This is a genomic window from Oceaniferula spumae, from assembly GCF_042849255.1.
GTDB classification, from domain to species: domain Bacteria; phylum Verrucomicrobiota; class Verrucomicrobiia; order Verrucomicrobiales; family Akkermansiaceae; genus Oceaniferula; species Oceaniferula spumae.
Map to the genome: position 1 here is coordinate 2,958,917 of NZ_AP026866.1, position 14,344 is coordinate 2,973,260.

Annotated in this window: 12 protein-coding genes; 11 read left to right on the plus strand and 1 reads right to left on the minus strand. The window is 52.0% G+C overall.

Annotated features, from left to right (window positions below):
• Positions 1 to 55 precede the first annotated feature (55 nt).
• From ACSPJT_RS12480 to ACSPJT_RS12520, 9 genes are all read left to right on the plus strand, one after another.
• A complete protein-coding gene (locus ACSPJT_RS12480) occupies positions 56 to 1,135 on the plus strand; it encodes a ribonucleotide-diphosphate reductase subunit beta (protein WP_435892886.1) in 1,080 nt (359 codons plus the stop codon).
• 53 nt (positions 1,136 to 1,188) lie between these two features.
• Positions 1,189 to 1,587 carry a four helix bundle protein gene (locus tag ACSPJT_RS12485; protein ID WP_435892887.1) on the plus strand — a complete coding sequence of 133 codons (399 nt, stop codon included), beginning with the start codon at positions 1,189 to 1,191 and terminating at the stop codon, positions 1,585 to 1,587.
• 76 nt (positions 1,588 to 1,663) lie between these two features.
• Positions 1,664 to 4,924 (plus strand): ribonucleoside-diphosphate reductase subunit alpha, encoded by a 3,261-nt coding sequence (locus ACSPJT_RS12490; protein WP_435892888.1) that lies wholly within the window; start codon positions 1,664 to 1,666, stop codon positions 4,922 to 4,924.
• 44 nt (positions 4,925 to 4,968) lie between these two features.
• Positions 4,969 to 6,216, plus strand: a complete 1,248-nt coding sequence (locus tag ACSPJT_RS12495; RefSeq protein WP_435892889.1) for an nSTAND1 domain-containing NTPase — start codon at positions 4,969 to 4,971, stop codon at positions 6,214 to 6,216.
• Positions 6,217 to 6,425: 209 nt separating this feature from the next.
• Positions 6,426 to 7,661 (plus strand): DNA cytosine methyltransferase, encoded by a 1,236-nt coding sequence (locus ACSPJT_RS12500; protein WP_435892890.1) that lies wholly within the window; start codon positions 6,426 to 6,428, stop codon positions 7,659 to 7,661.
• Positions 7,639 to 8,256, plus strand: a complete 618-nt coding sequence (locus ACSPJT_RS12505; protein ID WP_435892891.1) for an Eco29kI family restriction endonuclease — start codon at positions 7,639 to 7,641, stop codon at positions 8,254 to 8,256. Before ACSPJT_RS12500 ends, ACSPJT_RS12505 begins: the two co-directional genes overlap by 23 nt.
• Positions 8,257 to 8,447: 191 nt before the next feature.
• Entirely contained in the window at positions 8,448 to 9,005 is a 558-nt protein-coding gene (locus ACSPJT_RS12510; protein WP_435892892.1) for a hypothetical protein, read from the plus strand.
• Positions 9,006 to 9,123: 118 nt separating this feature from the next.
• A complete protein-coding gene (locus tag ACSPJT_RS12515) occupies positions 9,124 to 10,173 on the plus strand; it encodes a DUF2891 domain-containing protein (RefSeq protein ID WP_435892893.1) in 1,050 nt (349 codons plus the stop codon).
• Between the two features lie 565 nt (positions 10,174 to 10,738).
• On the plus strand, positions 10,739 to 11,404 hold the full coding sequence (locus tag ACSPJT_RS12520; RefSeq protein ID WP_435892894.1) for a hypothetical protein: 666 nt from the start codon (positions 10,739 to 10,741) through the stop codon (positions 11,402 to 11,404).
• Positions 11,405 to 11,667: 263 nt separating this feature from the next.
• Here the strand turns inward: ACSPJT_RS12520 and ACSPJT_RS12525 are convergent, their stop codons facing one another.
• Positions 11,668 to 12,162, minus strand: a complete 495-nt coding sequence (locus ACSPJT_RS12525; protein WP_435892895.1) for a hypothetical protein — start codon at positions 12,160 to 12,162, stop codon at positions 11,668 to 11,670.
• Between the two features lie 397 nt (positions 12,163 to 12,559).
• Between ACSPJT_RS12525 and ACSPJT_RS12530 the strand changes: the two genes are divergently transcribed.
• Both ACSPJT_RS12530 and ACSPJT_RS12535 read left to right on the plus strand, forming a co-directional pair.
• The gene (locus ACSPJT_RS12530) at positions 12,560 to 13,645 is read left to right on the plus strand and encodes an FKBP-type peptidyl-prolyl cis-trans isomerase (protein WP_435892896.1); all 1,086 of its coding nucleotides are present in this window, start codon (positions 12,560 to 12,562) and stop codon (positions 13,643 to 13,645) included.
• A gap of 91 nt (positions 13,646 to 13,736) precedes the next feature.
• Positions 13,737 to 14,141, plus strand: a complete 405-nt coding sequence (locus tag ACSPJT_RS12535) for a hypothetical protein (RefSeq protein ID WP_435892897.1) — start codon at positions 13,737 to 13,739, stop codon at positions 14,139 to 14,141.
• Positions 14,142 to 14,344: the final 203 nt, after the last annotated feature.

Consider the following 14,344-nt stretch of genomic DNA (forward strand, 5'->3'; position numbering starts at 1 on the left):
CAGCGGCGCACTCTCTTCCAGCTTCCCATTTCCTAATCCCAGCTTCCCATTACCCATGTCCACCGCCACCCTCGATAAACACACCATCCCAGTCGATCCCACCAAGGCCGAGCAAATCCTCGCCCAGAAAAAGGTCATCGGCGGCGAGCGCATCCCCGGCTTCGGTCTCGCTCCGCTGAAATACCCATGGGCCTACGAGATCTACTCGAACATGCGCGCCAACCACTGGGAGCCCGAGGACATCCCCATGCAAAAGGACGTCGAGCAATGGCGCTCCGATGAAATCTCAGACGTCGAACGCTGGATCATCAAAATGGGCATCGGCTACTTCTCCGCCGCCGAAGGCATCGTAGGCGATAACATGATCCACGTAATCTGCGAATTCGTCACCGCCCCCGAGCTGGAACTCGTCTTCCGCCGCCACGCCCACGAGGAAAACATCCACGCCGACTCCCTAGTCTACATGGTCAGTTCACTGGGCCTCAACCCCCACGAATGCGAAGCCATCTTCGAAGGCGTCCGCACCGTCCAAGAAAAAACCGACTTCGTAGTAGCCAACTCCCGCTCCCTCCGCCGCGACATGGACATGTCCCTGGTAGAAAACAAGCAAGCGCTCGCGCGAAACATCTTCATCTTCGGCCAGTGCATGGAAGGCACCCAGTTCTACGGACTCTTCGGAATGATCCTCAGCCTCTACCGTCAGAACAAATTCCCCGGCATAGGCCAGATGTTCCGCTACACCCTGCGCGACGAGTCCAATCACATCGAACTCCTCCGCAACCTCCTCCGCGACATCGCCGCAGAGAACCCCGAGATCTGGACCCCCGAGTTCAAAGAAGAACTCCGCCAGACCATGTCCGAAGCCATCCAGCTAGAGAAAAACTTCATCCGCGACTGCCTCCCGGTCTCCGCCGTCGGCCTCAACATCGAAGACTTCCACCAGTACATCGACTACATCGCCGACCGCCGCCTAGTCTCCTGTGGCCTCGACCCCCTTGTAGGAAACCTCACCAACCCCTTCCCCTGGCTAGCCGAAATGATCGACATCAAGAAGGAACAAAACTTCTTCGAAGGCCGAGTCACCGAATACCAAAAATCAACAGCCCTAGGAAACATCGATGATGACGAACTTTAGTTCGTCAGTGATCAGTGTGCGGTGATCCGTGATCCGTGATCCGTGATCCGTGCATGAACGACGAAACCCAGGCACTTCACACCGATCACTTAAATGAAATGATTAAAACCTTCGAAGATCTAGACGTCTGGAAACGCGCATGCCAACTCGCAGTCGATATCTACAAGGTCTTCCAAAACTCCAAAGATTACTCACTCAAAGATCAGATACAGCGAGCCTCCGTTTCCATATCCTCCAACATCGCTGAAGGAGCCGAACGTGACAGCACTCCAGACTACATCAAATTTCTCAGATACAGCAAAGGCTCCTGTGCCGAACTTCGCACTCAGCTCTACATCCATCAACGCATCCACAGCAGCACAGATCTCTCTCATCTTATCAAGGAAACCAAAGACATCTCCGCCATGCTGCAAGCCCTCATCAATTCCCTGCAACGTAAATTAGCCAAGTAACAACCAACACTGATCACTGATCACCGCACACTGATCACTCAAAACAATAACCCCAACCTGCTCACCAACTACCATCATGTATAGATCCGTTTCACTCGCCGAAGACCTCGCCCTCAAGAAAGTCATCACCGACCGCGCCCAAAGCGCCCTCGACGCCGACCCCTCGATCCCCGTCGACCGCTACGACTGGTGCGCCGTCCTTGGCGAGAAATCCGCCGACCGCGTCCCGTCCATCATCGTCACCACCGGCACAGATGAGGAAGAGCTATCCCTGGCCAAAGTCGCCGACACCATCGGCACCGCACTCACCGATCTACTCATCTCCCGCCAGACCAAGGTCGACAGCATCTTCAACGATGAGAACCGCACCTTCGTCTCCAACGTTGCCCACCGCGTAGCCACCTCCCTCACTGAGCAGGTCAAGGAAGGCGGTCAGCTGCGCCTCAGCCAGAACGATCTCTACCTCCTCATCGAAAAAGCCCTCATCGAGAACGACGCCCACGATGTTGCCAAGTCCCTCGTATTCTCCCGCTCCTACGAGCAAAATGGCGAGGTCATCGTTTCCGAAGAACCGCACACCATGCCGGTCCGCCTGATCCGCCGCAACGGCAACGTCGTGCCATGGTCCCAGACCAAAATCGAGATCGCTGTTAGAAAAGCATTCCTCTCCATTAAGGAAGACCCGGAAGCTGCGGTGAAGATTTCCCACGCCGTCACCGAGGCCATCCGCACTGGCGACTCCGCCTTCGCCCACATCGAGAGCGTGCAAGACATCGTCCAGGAAGAACTCATGCGCCAAGGTTATTTCAAAGCCGCCGAAGCCTACATCCTCTACCGCGCCCAACGCGCCCAAATGCGTCTCGATGAAACACCCGCCGAGGACCCTAACCAAGAGTCCATGGTCGTCGTCACCACCTCGGACGGCAACACCGAGTTCTGGGATGGCACCGAGCTCAAGAAGCGCATCCACTTCGCCACCATCGGCCTCGAGTTGAACCTAACAGAACAACAGATCGAGCAAGAACTCCGCCGCTCCATCGGCGCGGAAATCACCAAGGATGCCCTGAAGTCCACCATCATCCTCAACGCCAAGTCACTGATCGAAAAAGACGCGGACTTCGCCAAATTCGCCGGCCGCATCCTCCTTTCCTACATCTACGAGGAAGTGCTCGATTGGAACATCCTCACCGATGGCATCCGCGCCCTCAAGAACGCGCACAAGGCACACTTCAAGAAATACCTCAACCACGGCATCAAGATCAAACGCATCTCCCCGGAGGTCGTCGCCAAATACGACATCAAGAAACTCGCCGACGCGCTCGATCCCACCGCCGACCTCGACTTCGATTACCTCGGCATCCAGACCCTCTACGATCGCTACCTCATCGTTGACAAAACCGGCGACAAGCAACGCCGCCTTGAGACCCCCCAGTTCTTCTGGATGCGTGTTTCCATGGGACTCTTCCGCGCCGAGAAAGAAGGCCGCGAGGATTGGGCCATCCGCCTTTACAACCTCTACAAAGGCCGCCGCTTCTGCAGCAGCACACCCACACTCTTCAACTCCGGCACCCTCCACTCCCAGCTCTCCTCCTGCTACCTCTACAAGGTGGACGACTCCATCGAGTCCATCATGCAGCGCGGCATCGCAGAGAACGCCTACCTCAGTAAATGGGCCGGCGGCCTCGGCGGATCATGGACCGCTGTTAGAGGAACCGGCGGCTACATCCAGGGCACCAACGGCGAGTCCCAAGGCATCATCCCATTCTTGAAATTGCACAACGACCAGCTCGTCGCCGTCAATCAGGGAGGAAAACGCCGCGGCTCCGGTTGCGCCTACCTCGAAAGCTGGCACAACGACATCGAGGACTTCCTCGAACTCCGCAAGAACACCGGTGACGAACGCCGCCGCTGTCACGACATGAACACCGCGAACTGGATTCCCGATCTGTTCATGAAGCGCATGGAAGCCCGCCAAGACTGGTCCCTCTTCCGCACCAACGAAACTCCCGACCTGCACGATCTCTACGGCAAAGCCTTCGAAGTCCGCTACGAGGAATACGAGAAAATGGCCGCCGAAGGAAAAATCTGGACCCGCAAGGTGCCAGCCATCGAACTCTGGAAAGGCATGCTCAAGATGATCTTCGAGACCGGCCACCCATGGATCACCTTCAAGGACCCATGCAACCTCCGCTCACCCCAAGACCACTGCGGCGTCATCCACAGCTCCAACCTCTGCACCGAGATCACGCTCAACACCTCAGACGAAGAAACCGCCGTCTGTAACCTCGGCTCCGTGGTCCTAGACACCCACATCACCAAGGACGGCTCCCTCGATCACGACATGCTCAAGGAGACCATCACCGTGGCCATCCGCGCGCTCGACAACGTCATCGATATCAACTTCTACCCCACCGAAGCCGCCAAGACAGCCAACAGCCGTCACCGCCCCATCGGCATGGGGGTCATGGGCCTCCAGAACGCCCTCTACAAAAAAGGCCTAAGCTTCGCCTCCGATGCCGCCGTTGACTTCAACGATGAGTTCATGGAAGCCATCGCCTACTACGCCTACAATGCCTCCAGCGAACTCGCCAAAGAGCACGGCCCATACTCCACCTACAAAGGCTCCAAATGGGACCGCGGCCTGATGCCCCAAGACACCGTCGACATGTTAGAAGACGAGCGCGGAGTCAAAATCGACGTCCCCCGCGGCGCCAAGATGGACTGGACCCACCTGCGCGAAAAAATCGCCACCCACGGCATGCGCAACTCCAACGTCCTCGCCATCGCCCCCACCGCCACCATCTCTAACATCATGGGCACCACCCCATGCATCGAGCCGAACTACAAGAACCTCTACGTCAAGAGCAACCTCAGTGGTGACTTCATCGTCCTCAACCGCGAGCTAGTCAACGACTTGAAAAAAGAAGGCCTCTGGAACCAGGAAATGCTCGACCAGCTGAAATACTTCGACGGCGAACTAACAGACATCGAAGACATCCCAGACGCCCTCAAAGAGAAACACAAAACCGTCTTCGGAGTAGGCTACGATGCCATCATCGACGCCGCCGCCCGGAGACAAAAGTGGATCGACCAAAGTCAGAGTGTAAACCTCTTCCTAGCCAGCCCAGACATGAAGACCCTGTCACACATGTATCGCCGAGCCTGGCACACCGGCCTAAAAACCACCTACTACCTCCGCACCCTCCAGGCCAGCAACATCGAGAAATCCACCGTCGACGTCAAACAAGGCCAGAAAAAGCAATACACCGCCGCCGAGAAAAACGCCTGCTCCATCGAAGCCATGATGAACGGCGGTGAATGCGAGGCTTGTCAGTAGGATCCGGTATCATTATTCCCGTTTAATGAGAAGAAGCTGTTAGGATGTTTAATATAGAAAGAGAAAAGCTGATTGTTCAAGCTGGGGTGCGTAATGTATTTACGCCATACACGCCAATTCAGCAGATGGACCTTTTTTTTGGCCGAAAAAAAGAGGTTTCTAACATCATTACACAACTTAATACACCTGGGCAACACTCGGTGCTGTTTGGAGACCGGGGTGTAGGAAAGACTTCCTTGGCAAACATTGCGGCCGATATGCTGAAGGATTTGGTAGGAGGAAAGCTTTATATCAAAAGATGTGACAGTAGTGATACTTTTCCATCAATAATGGAACAAATATTAAGCGATGCAGGTTGCGATATAAACGTTACAAGTTTGCAAAAACAAAAAGCTGAAGGTGGCAAAGCTGGTATAGATTTTAAGGTTCTTTCAGCTGGTATTGATACAAAGACAACATCTATCGAAGAGTATGATGGTATTCGGACTAAGGCTAATTCACCAAGTTGGGTAGCCGATCAATTGAAAGGCATTAATGCTTTGTTTTTACTCGATGAGATAGACGTTATTGCAAAAGAAGAAAAATGGAAGATCGCTGAACTGGTGAAACAGTTGAGTGATATTGGCTCAGGACTAAAGTTTTTGATTGTAGGAATCGCAGAGACTGCGAGTGATTTAACACAAGGTCATGAGTCAGTGCAACGCTGTCTTAAAGAAACTCCATTAAGAAAACTTAGCGACACAGAAGTAGAGTCGATTATTACGAATGGAGCGACAAAATTGAACATTGAATTTTCTCTTTCTGCTAGAAAAAAAATTATAACAGTGAGTGCAGGGTACGCACATTTCACACATTTATTAGCTCTGAAAGCGTCAGAATCCGCGATAGGAGAGAATCGTCGACTGATTGAACTTGGCCATATCAAGGAAGCAACAGATGACGCTATGGGCGATGCAGAAGGGTCTCTGAGGACAAAATATGACTCGGTAGTAAGATCCGCAAATACGGAAGAGTTTAAGAAAATATTATTTGCAGCTTCAGAGATTAAGAAAGACGAATTTACAGCGTCAGATCTCAGGGAAATGTATAGTCAATTATTTCGTAAGAGTATTCAGCAGAGCTGGTTAAATGCGTATTTGATAAAAATCGTATCAAATGAAAATGAAACGATACTGAGGAGATTAGCGAAGGGGGTATACAAATTTAACGATCCTCGAATGCCGAGTTACATACGGTTGGCCAACATAAATTTATTTCCTCAAACAGACGATTCTTTAGAAAGTTTGATATGATGTGGTAGATACCCCATAAACACTATTGTGGAAAAGGGGGGAGCTTACAAATAGATCATGGTTACAATAAAGGAGGTAGACATAGAATTGGGGCATCAACGCAGTATCGACTAGAATTTTGGATAAAAGGGCACACCAACAGAGGTGGATACAAATAGTAGTGGATATAACAAATTGACACCTTAGGTTATAAATGTTCTAATGAACACATGAAGAATCTCCATTCTATCGAGCTATTTTCAGGTGCCGGTGGGCTTGCCTTAGGATTGCACTCTGCGGGTTTTCAACATCAAGCTCTCTATGAGTGGAACCAGCAGGCTGTGGATACCCTGCTGCACAATCAGGCGCGTAAACACCAGGCGCTAAAAGGTTGTGAAATTCATCGTGCTGATGTCCGCGAGGTTGATTTTAGCCAACACGCCGGAGTCGATCTGGTGGCTGGTGGACCGCCATGCCAACCGTTCTCCATGGGTGGCAAGGCGAGAGGCATGAACGATTGCCGTGATATGTTTCCTCAAGCAGTAAGGGCAGTGGCAGAGATAGCTCCGCGCGCGTTTATCTTTGAAAACGTTCGCGGCTTATTACGCCCGGCATTCGCGAATTATGTGGAATACATCCGACTGCAAATGGAGTTTCCCACATTTCCAGTCTCTAGCAATATCGACTGGGAGCAGAATCTTGCCCGCCTACAACGTCACAAAGAGAGAAGCGGAGCACAGAAAAACGAGCTTCGCTACCGTGTGCACATTCATCAGGCGAATGCCGCTGATTACGGAGTTCCTCAACAAAGGCACCGCGTGTTTTTCATCGGTTTCCGCTCGGATATACAGACAGAGTGGTCATTTCCTCGTCCTACACACAACGAAGAGGAGCTTTTGGTAGAACAATTTGTATCAAACGAATATTGGAAACGTTACGGTAGAAAGAGAATGTCAGATTCGGCATTTCCTCCATCGCTTTTGAAACGTGGCATAAGATTACGCAACAAAGGAGCGAGCATCGTTGCATCAGGTCTCAAACCATGGAGAACCCTTGGTGAAGCCATTGCCGATCTATCTCGTCCCACCAAGAGCGGTTCAAAAGATTGGCTTAACCACAAATTGCAAGAAGGCGCCAGATCCTACCCAGGCCACACCGGAAGTCCTCTCTACAGGCCGAGCAAGGCACTCAAGGCCGGCGACCACGGAGTGCCGGGTGGCGAAAACATGATTCTCTACCCCAATGGAAAAGTCAGGTATCTATCGCTCCGTGAGAGCGCCAGAGTGCAAACCTTCCCAGATGATTACGAGTTCACAGGAAGTTGGACAGAAGCTATGCGTCAGTTAGGCAACGCAGTGCCAGTGGAACTTGCGCGCATTGTGGGAGCATCGGTCGCGAAAGCTCTGACTCGACAAACTGCTCAGAAGTCGCAATCTGTTAGCAATGAAACCATACAATCCTCTTGAGAAAGAGAACCTCGGCAAAAGTGTTGCAGACTCTCTCATCTCACGGCCAGCAGTTCCCATCAACGCCGTAGAGCCTTTTAATGGTGCTGGAGTTTATGTCATTTATTATCATGGTGATTATCCTGCGTACTCGAAACTGAAAGAGTGGAACCTAACGGAAGATGGGCCACATGTGCCGATCTACATCGGTAAGGCGGTTCCGACTGGAGGTAGAAAGGGAAATGTTGATCCGGAGGTATCCGCGAAAGGGACCTCACTCTACCGGCGGCTTGAAGAGCACAGGGGAAGCATCGAACAGGCTGAAAACCTTGATACAGCTGACTTTCTCTGCAGACATCTTGTAGTGGACGATATCTGGATTCCCTTGGGTGAATCCTTGTTGATTAAACGGCATCGTCCGATTTGGAATTCACTGATTGATGGTTTCGGCAATCACGATCCAGGTAGGGGGCGATATAAAGGCGCGAGGCCCAGCTGGGATACACTTCACCCTGGACGAGCATGGGCTGGGAAATGTGCACCATCAAAATTGAACATTGAGCAAATTCAAGAACTGATCGGAAACTATTGGGAGAACTATCACAGAGAGTTTTAATCTCTGAAATCCCAACGGAAAAGGGGTCAGGCATAGAAATGGATCATCAGATCCTTGCCTTGCTCCATTTTAATGCACTCTTCTAAAGTAAATGTCTCCACTTTTCCCCTGACACGGTGTTCTCAAACACCTCACTCAAAAAGCAAAGTTCTTGCAGTTTTCGCAGGGGAGATAAAGATGCCTTAATGAGTATGAGAATTCTTCGGAAGCAGTTAGTTTGGATCCTAGTTTTTCTGGGGAGTGCATTGAGTCCGGCATTCGCTGAAGACGTAGAGGTTCATCGAAAAGCGCTTCTCGAGGCGTTGGAAAAGCCAGAGTATTTGCAGCTTCATTCTTACACGGATTTTGGACCAGAGGTTTTGACGGTGACGCAGCTCAAGAAATCTGGTTTTTTTGGTAAAAAGCCTGGAGACGTGAAGGTAATCGTTTTCGCCGGATCTTATGAAGAGGTGCAGTATCTGACCTTGTTGGACGCGGGCAAATTGGACAAGGACACGGACTATCGATTTCTTTGGTATCCAACTGCGATGTACTTACTCGATGAGGTTTTGAAACATCCGAAGCTGCTTGCTGCGGAGCGAAAGAAAGTGGAGGCGACCCGGGCGAACTTGCTCAAGAAGATGGGAACTCACGAGGAGGCGATGGCGCGGAACAAGAGCCTGAAGAAGGCGATGAGGGCTGTGTCCATGGATATAGGGAAGGTGAGGCAGGACGCAGTCAGAAAGCGGTTTACGGACAGCAAACGGTAGTCTTCGGACTCGTTTTCAGAAAGGCAGGAGGGGGCAGTGCAAATTGGTCTGAATACACTAGTTGATTGATCAAGGAGATTGAGCGTTTAGCATGGTGCCATCGATCGGAATATGACTGATGAAAATTTACTTATTCCTATTGATGATGTGTTCAAGTTTACTGGCTGAAAATGGTTTGTCTGAGAAGCAGGCTGGGAAATTTGTCGAGCTGGCTTTGGCTGGGCTGAACAGGGAATTTCCTAACAAGCCTGGGAATGTGATGAAGACGGCGGAGGATGTTATTTCGCCGCGTGAGATGTCGCCTGTGTTTTTTGGGCACTTCGATTGGCATTCATCGGTGCACGGTCATTGGACCTTGGTGCGGCTGGTGCGCTTGTTTCCGAAGGCGGAATGGAATGCCAGGGTGGGGGCGGCATTGGATGATAAATTCACTGCGGGCGGACTGAAGAAAGAGGCGGATCGGCTGGCGAAGGACAAGTCGTTCGAGCGCATGTATGGCTGGGCTTGGGCGCTTCGTTTGGGGATGGAGCTGCGGGCGCTCGATGATGAGCAGGGGCGGAAATGGTCGGCAGCCTACCTGCCGCTGGAGCAAGTGATCGTGAGCCATGCCAATGCGTATTTGCCCAAGTTAGACTGGCCGGTGCGCTGCGGTTTTCATCCGGAGTCTGCCTTCCCCCTGAGTCAGATGCTCGATTGGGCACGTGCCACTGGGGATGTCGATTTTGAAAAGCTGTTAGTTTCCAAGGCCAAGCAATTTTACGGCAAGGACACCGCCTACGCAGTGCGCTATGAACCGAGCGGCAATGATTTCTTTTCGCCAGGATTGAACGAAGCGGATCTCATGCGGCGGGTGCTGCCTGCTGACGCATTCCGCAAGTGGTTAGGGGCGTTTTTTCCCAACTTTGATTTGGGAAATCTCAGCCAACCGGTATCGGTCAGTGATTTGGAGGACGGGCACTTGGTGCACTTGGTCGGGCTGAATCTGAGTCGGGCATGGACCATGCGTGGTATCGCCAGTGTGCTGGATGGGGAAGAAAAAGAGACCCTGCTCAAAGCCGCCAAGAAACACGAAGAGGCCGGCCTGAAAGATACCTTCAGCGGAAGTTACGAAGGCGAGCATTGGTTAGGTTCCTTTGCGGTGTATCTGATGACCGGTGTGGGGCGGTGAGGTGTGCACGCCGTCTTTTCACACCCCAACGGGATTGGGCATCATAGTCCAGGGTTGTCTCAACTCTGGAATTTGTAGTTGGTTTTTTTTGAACGCTGAAGGCGTTTTGCAGCTTGGGAGGGCGGCGTGCGCGTGAACCTACGCAAGCCCTTCAGGCTTGGCGGTATCAGGGGGGCTTGTTGACCTAGGGTTGTGCAAACCCTAGGCTGGAGTGCGGAATCCCGTTGGGATTGTTGAGGGAGTAGGAGTGCCCCTCAGATGGATGACGACCGGAGTGGGGCAATGCGTGGGGCTTTTTATGTTGTGTGCTGAACCGCGAATGGACGCAAATAAACGCGAATGAATGCCATGTTTATCTGAACGAGCTTGGCTGGATGATTATTCAGAAGCCTCAAACACATTGAATGCATACGATAAGAAAAATTCGCGGAAATTGGCGTCCATTCGCGGTTTAACATAGAGCCCACGCTTGGTCGCCCTAGCGAATCTCTCAATTAGTAAGGATTGATTAAATGGATAGACTTTGATAGAGGGCGTGTTCTATAACGTATCTCCCTCCACAAAAATGAAGTCACTTCTTATACTCTTTTTGACTCTGGCGACTGCCGGAGCGCAGTTGATTGTCGACGTGGATGCTTTTGGCAAGGAGCTGGGCGGTTGGAATTCCAAGGGGAAGAAAGCGTCTGACTACACGATGTCGGATGTGCAATATCGCACCTTCAAGCCTGTCATTACCGAGACACCAGGCGGTGGACGATTCATTTCCTTGCGAATCGATAATTTACGCGGCTTTTTTTCATCCGATGATCATGCCTTGCTGCAAGTTTCCGTGAATGGCAAAGGGGAGTTGGTTTCGCTGGAGAGTTCCATTCACTCACAGGGAAAGAGCGTCAAAAGCGACGTCGTTATGGGCACAGGCAAAAACATCGCTTCCATGATGAAGGGGGATGTCATTCTCAATGCGGGTCTCAGCCTTGCCAAAGATCTTTCGGCCAAGATTTCCGGTGAGAAAAATGCGGAAGCGGGTCGGGTGATCTATCCGGCCGTGATTGTACATAATTACAACAAGCTGATGAAGTCGATCCGCTTTGTCCCTCCACCATCCAAGGCCAAGGTGGTTTCGGAAAAACCAGCGCAGACCAAGGTTCACGTGAAACACAAGGTTGAGGCGAAACCTGGGGCAGTGGAAAAACCAAAGCCTGAGGAAAAACAGGAAACGAGCGGGCAGTAGTTCCGGCTTCGCAGCTGCGGAAACTCTTCAGGTTTGGAGTCATCGCGGGGCTTTGACCCTGTGGTTGTCACAACTTCAGGCTGGGGTGCGGAATCCCGTTGGGATTGAGTGGGTCGGGCGGAGAAATGCATCATTAACCATATTGCGATCCCCGCTTTTTCATCGGGAAAGTTGGTGAAGTCGCGTAACCGCTCTTCAGTAGGCACAAAAAAGCCGTCGTGGATTGAATCACGACGGCTTTTTGTTGAATTATTTTTGAGTTCCTACTGATGGACGTAAACATCCATGTATTCCGGTAGTTGATTAGCATATTTCCTGCGCTGTGAAGGTGTTACAAACACATCAAAGACGTAGTATTTCCCTCTTGAGGCGATTTTGCGTGTCACGGCACCTCCTCGGTCTTGGACGAGAAAAATTCCGTCGCCTACGATCCCTTTCAATTTGGGAATGGATAGTTTAGTTCCGAATTTGAACTTGGGGTGGGCGGCTACGGTGACTCCAATCTTGGATTTCTTTGTTTTCGGGCAGGCGTTGAGCGCACCCCACTTGTCTTGTCCGATCGAATAGTAGGTAATTCTAGCCCGGATTTTCACCAGTTTTGTTTTGGAATCAGTATCGGACAGATCTTGTTGTTCCGGAGATTGCCGAGTTGCGCTGTTGGCTTGAGTGGCCTGGGTCATTACGGCGGATAGCAGCATGAAGATAAATACTGTGATACTGCTGGATATTGGCTTTTTGGCTAAGGTCTTTGAGGGCATGGTATTGGAGGTTTAGTGATAAAATGAAGTAGAGAGAGGAGTGATACTTTCCCGTCGCGGGAGGTAGGGGCGGGGCGTATAATCTTATAAGTCGTTGTGTGTCAAGCTTCGTTACTAACTTTTTTTGCGTGTTGATTCATAGTGGGTTAAAGACCGAAATGGCACTCCTAATGCTGGTAAACCGTTGCCATAAAAGGGGGCTGGAATGTGAAAGGAAGGGGGATTGACGTAGAAATTGACCATTTTCTCTCTGCCGGATCGCATTTCTTCCACAACGATTTCCGAGAGATCTCTCCTCTTGTTTGAGCCAATCTAGTGGCATTTAACCCTGAGGGCGGTTGACAGATGGGTTGTGACATGGATGCTCGCTTTTCACGCGAATTTCCAAACTAAGAATATGACGCCAGAAACACCAGCAGATGTAGCCGCCGCCCCCGCCGATTCCTCCAAGACCGATACCGGTCTTGCCTCAAAAATCCTCCAGGCCGGAACCGGTTCTGACAAACCCACCGCCGCCGATACGGTGACCGTGCACTACTCCGGCTGGACCACCGACGGCAAAATGTTCGACAGCTCAGTGAAACGTGGTGAGCCGACCAGTTTTCCGCTCGGTCAGGTGATTGCCGGTTGGACCGAAGGCTTGCAACTGATGGTGGTGGGTGAGAAACGCCGCTTCTGGATTCCGGAAGACCTTGCCTACGGTCCTGAAGTTCCTGGTAGCGGTCGGCCTGGTGGCATGCTTTGCTTTGACGTCGAGCTGCTCGGCATCAAGGAGGCACCAAAGCCACCTGCGGATACTGAAAAGACCGAGAGCGGAGTAGCCTATAAAATCATCCAAGAAGGTTCCGGCGATAGCCCAGCCGCCGATCACGTGGTGACCTTCCATTTCACCGCCAAGACGATGGAAGGCGAAACCGTGCAGGATACCCGCAAGGAGCAAGCTCCACCCAGCATGCCGCTCGGAAAAATGCCGCCCGCACTGGCCGAGATCCTCACCGAGATGAAATCCGGTGAGCAGCGCCACGCTTGGCTGCCCGAGCCTCAGGCACCCGGTGGCTACATCGTCGCGGACCTTGAACTCATTTCCAGCAAAGAGGCACCACCAGCACCCGCCGTGCCTGAAGACGTGGCCGACGTTCCGGCCGATGCCGAGAAGACCAAGAGCGGACTCGCTTTCAAAGTGCTCAGCGACGGTGAGGGCGATGGCAAACCGAAGGCCAGCGATACCGTGAAGGTGCACTACTCCGGCTGGACCACGGATGGTGAAATGTTCGATAGTTCCGTAGTTCGCGGCGAACCTACCCAATTTCCTCTCAACGGCGTGATCAAAGGTTGGACCGAAGGGGTGCAGCTGATGGTGCCTGGTGAGAAGCGCCGCTTCTGGATTCCGGCTGACTTGGCTTACGGCCCGGCGGTGCCTGGTAGTGGTCGGCCTGGTGGCATGCTCGTTTTTGATATCGAGCTGCTGGAGATTATCGGGTAATTCTACTAACCATATATTTCAGATAGAACCGACAGACCTCGTATTACGGGGCTGTCGGTTTTTTGTGTTACCTAGCTAACTAACACTGAGCTTGCCTGGTAGTACCTTCAGGCAGGCGGGAAATGGCTTCCAAGATCCGACGGATAATGATTTCACCCGGGGAAGAACTAACACGAGCCATGTCTCTCTTTTCGACTTTGGAGGGAGCGGTCCCAGATCTGCGATCGGAATCAAATTTTTCTCCGACGTCCCTCTCGATAACTCGTTTTCTGATCTCGATGGCACTTGCGATTTGGATGCAATCGATTTCTCAGCTTGGAATCCCGGGACTTACGACCTCATCTCCGCCATGGGTGCGGGTGTGTTCATTGAAGGGGGCACAACCGGTGAAGGGCTCGGAACGATTACGCTCAATGTCATGTCTAAGCCTAGTAGCTCGGGGTTGCTGGCAGTTGGTGCTGCAGCCATCCTGATGCGCCGGGGACGCCGTAATTGAAAAGAACCTGTGGGTGGTATAGCGCGATAGTGCGCGTTTATTCCACCACGAGCTAACAGATTTAGAGGCTGATTATTGCTGCCTGAACAACGACGTCTGCCCTCAGCAGCGGTGGTTTATATTGCACCACAGCGGGACAATGGAGCCGGGCGACCATGCTGCTAGTTTGGTATAATTTCTCTGAGGGGCGTTAGCGGTGACAT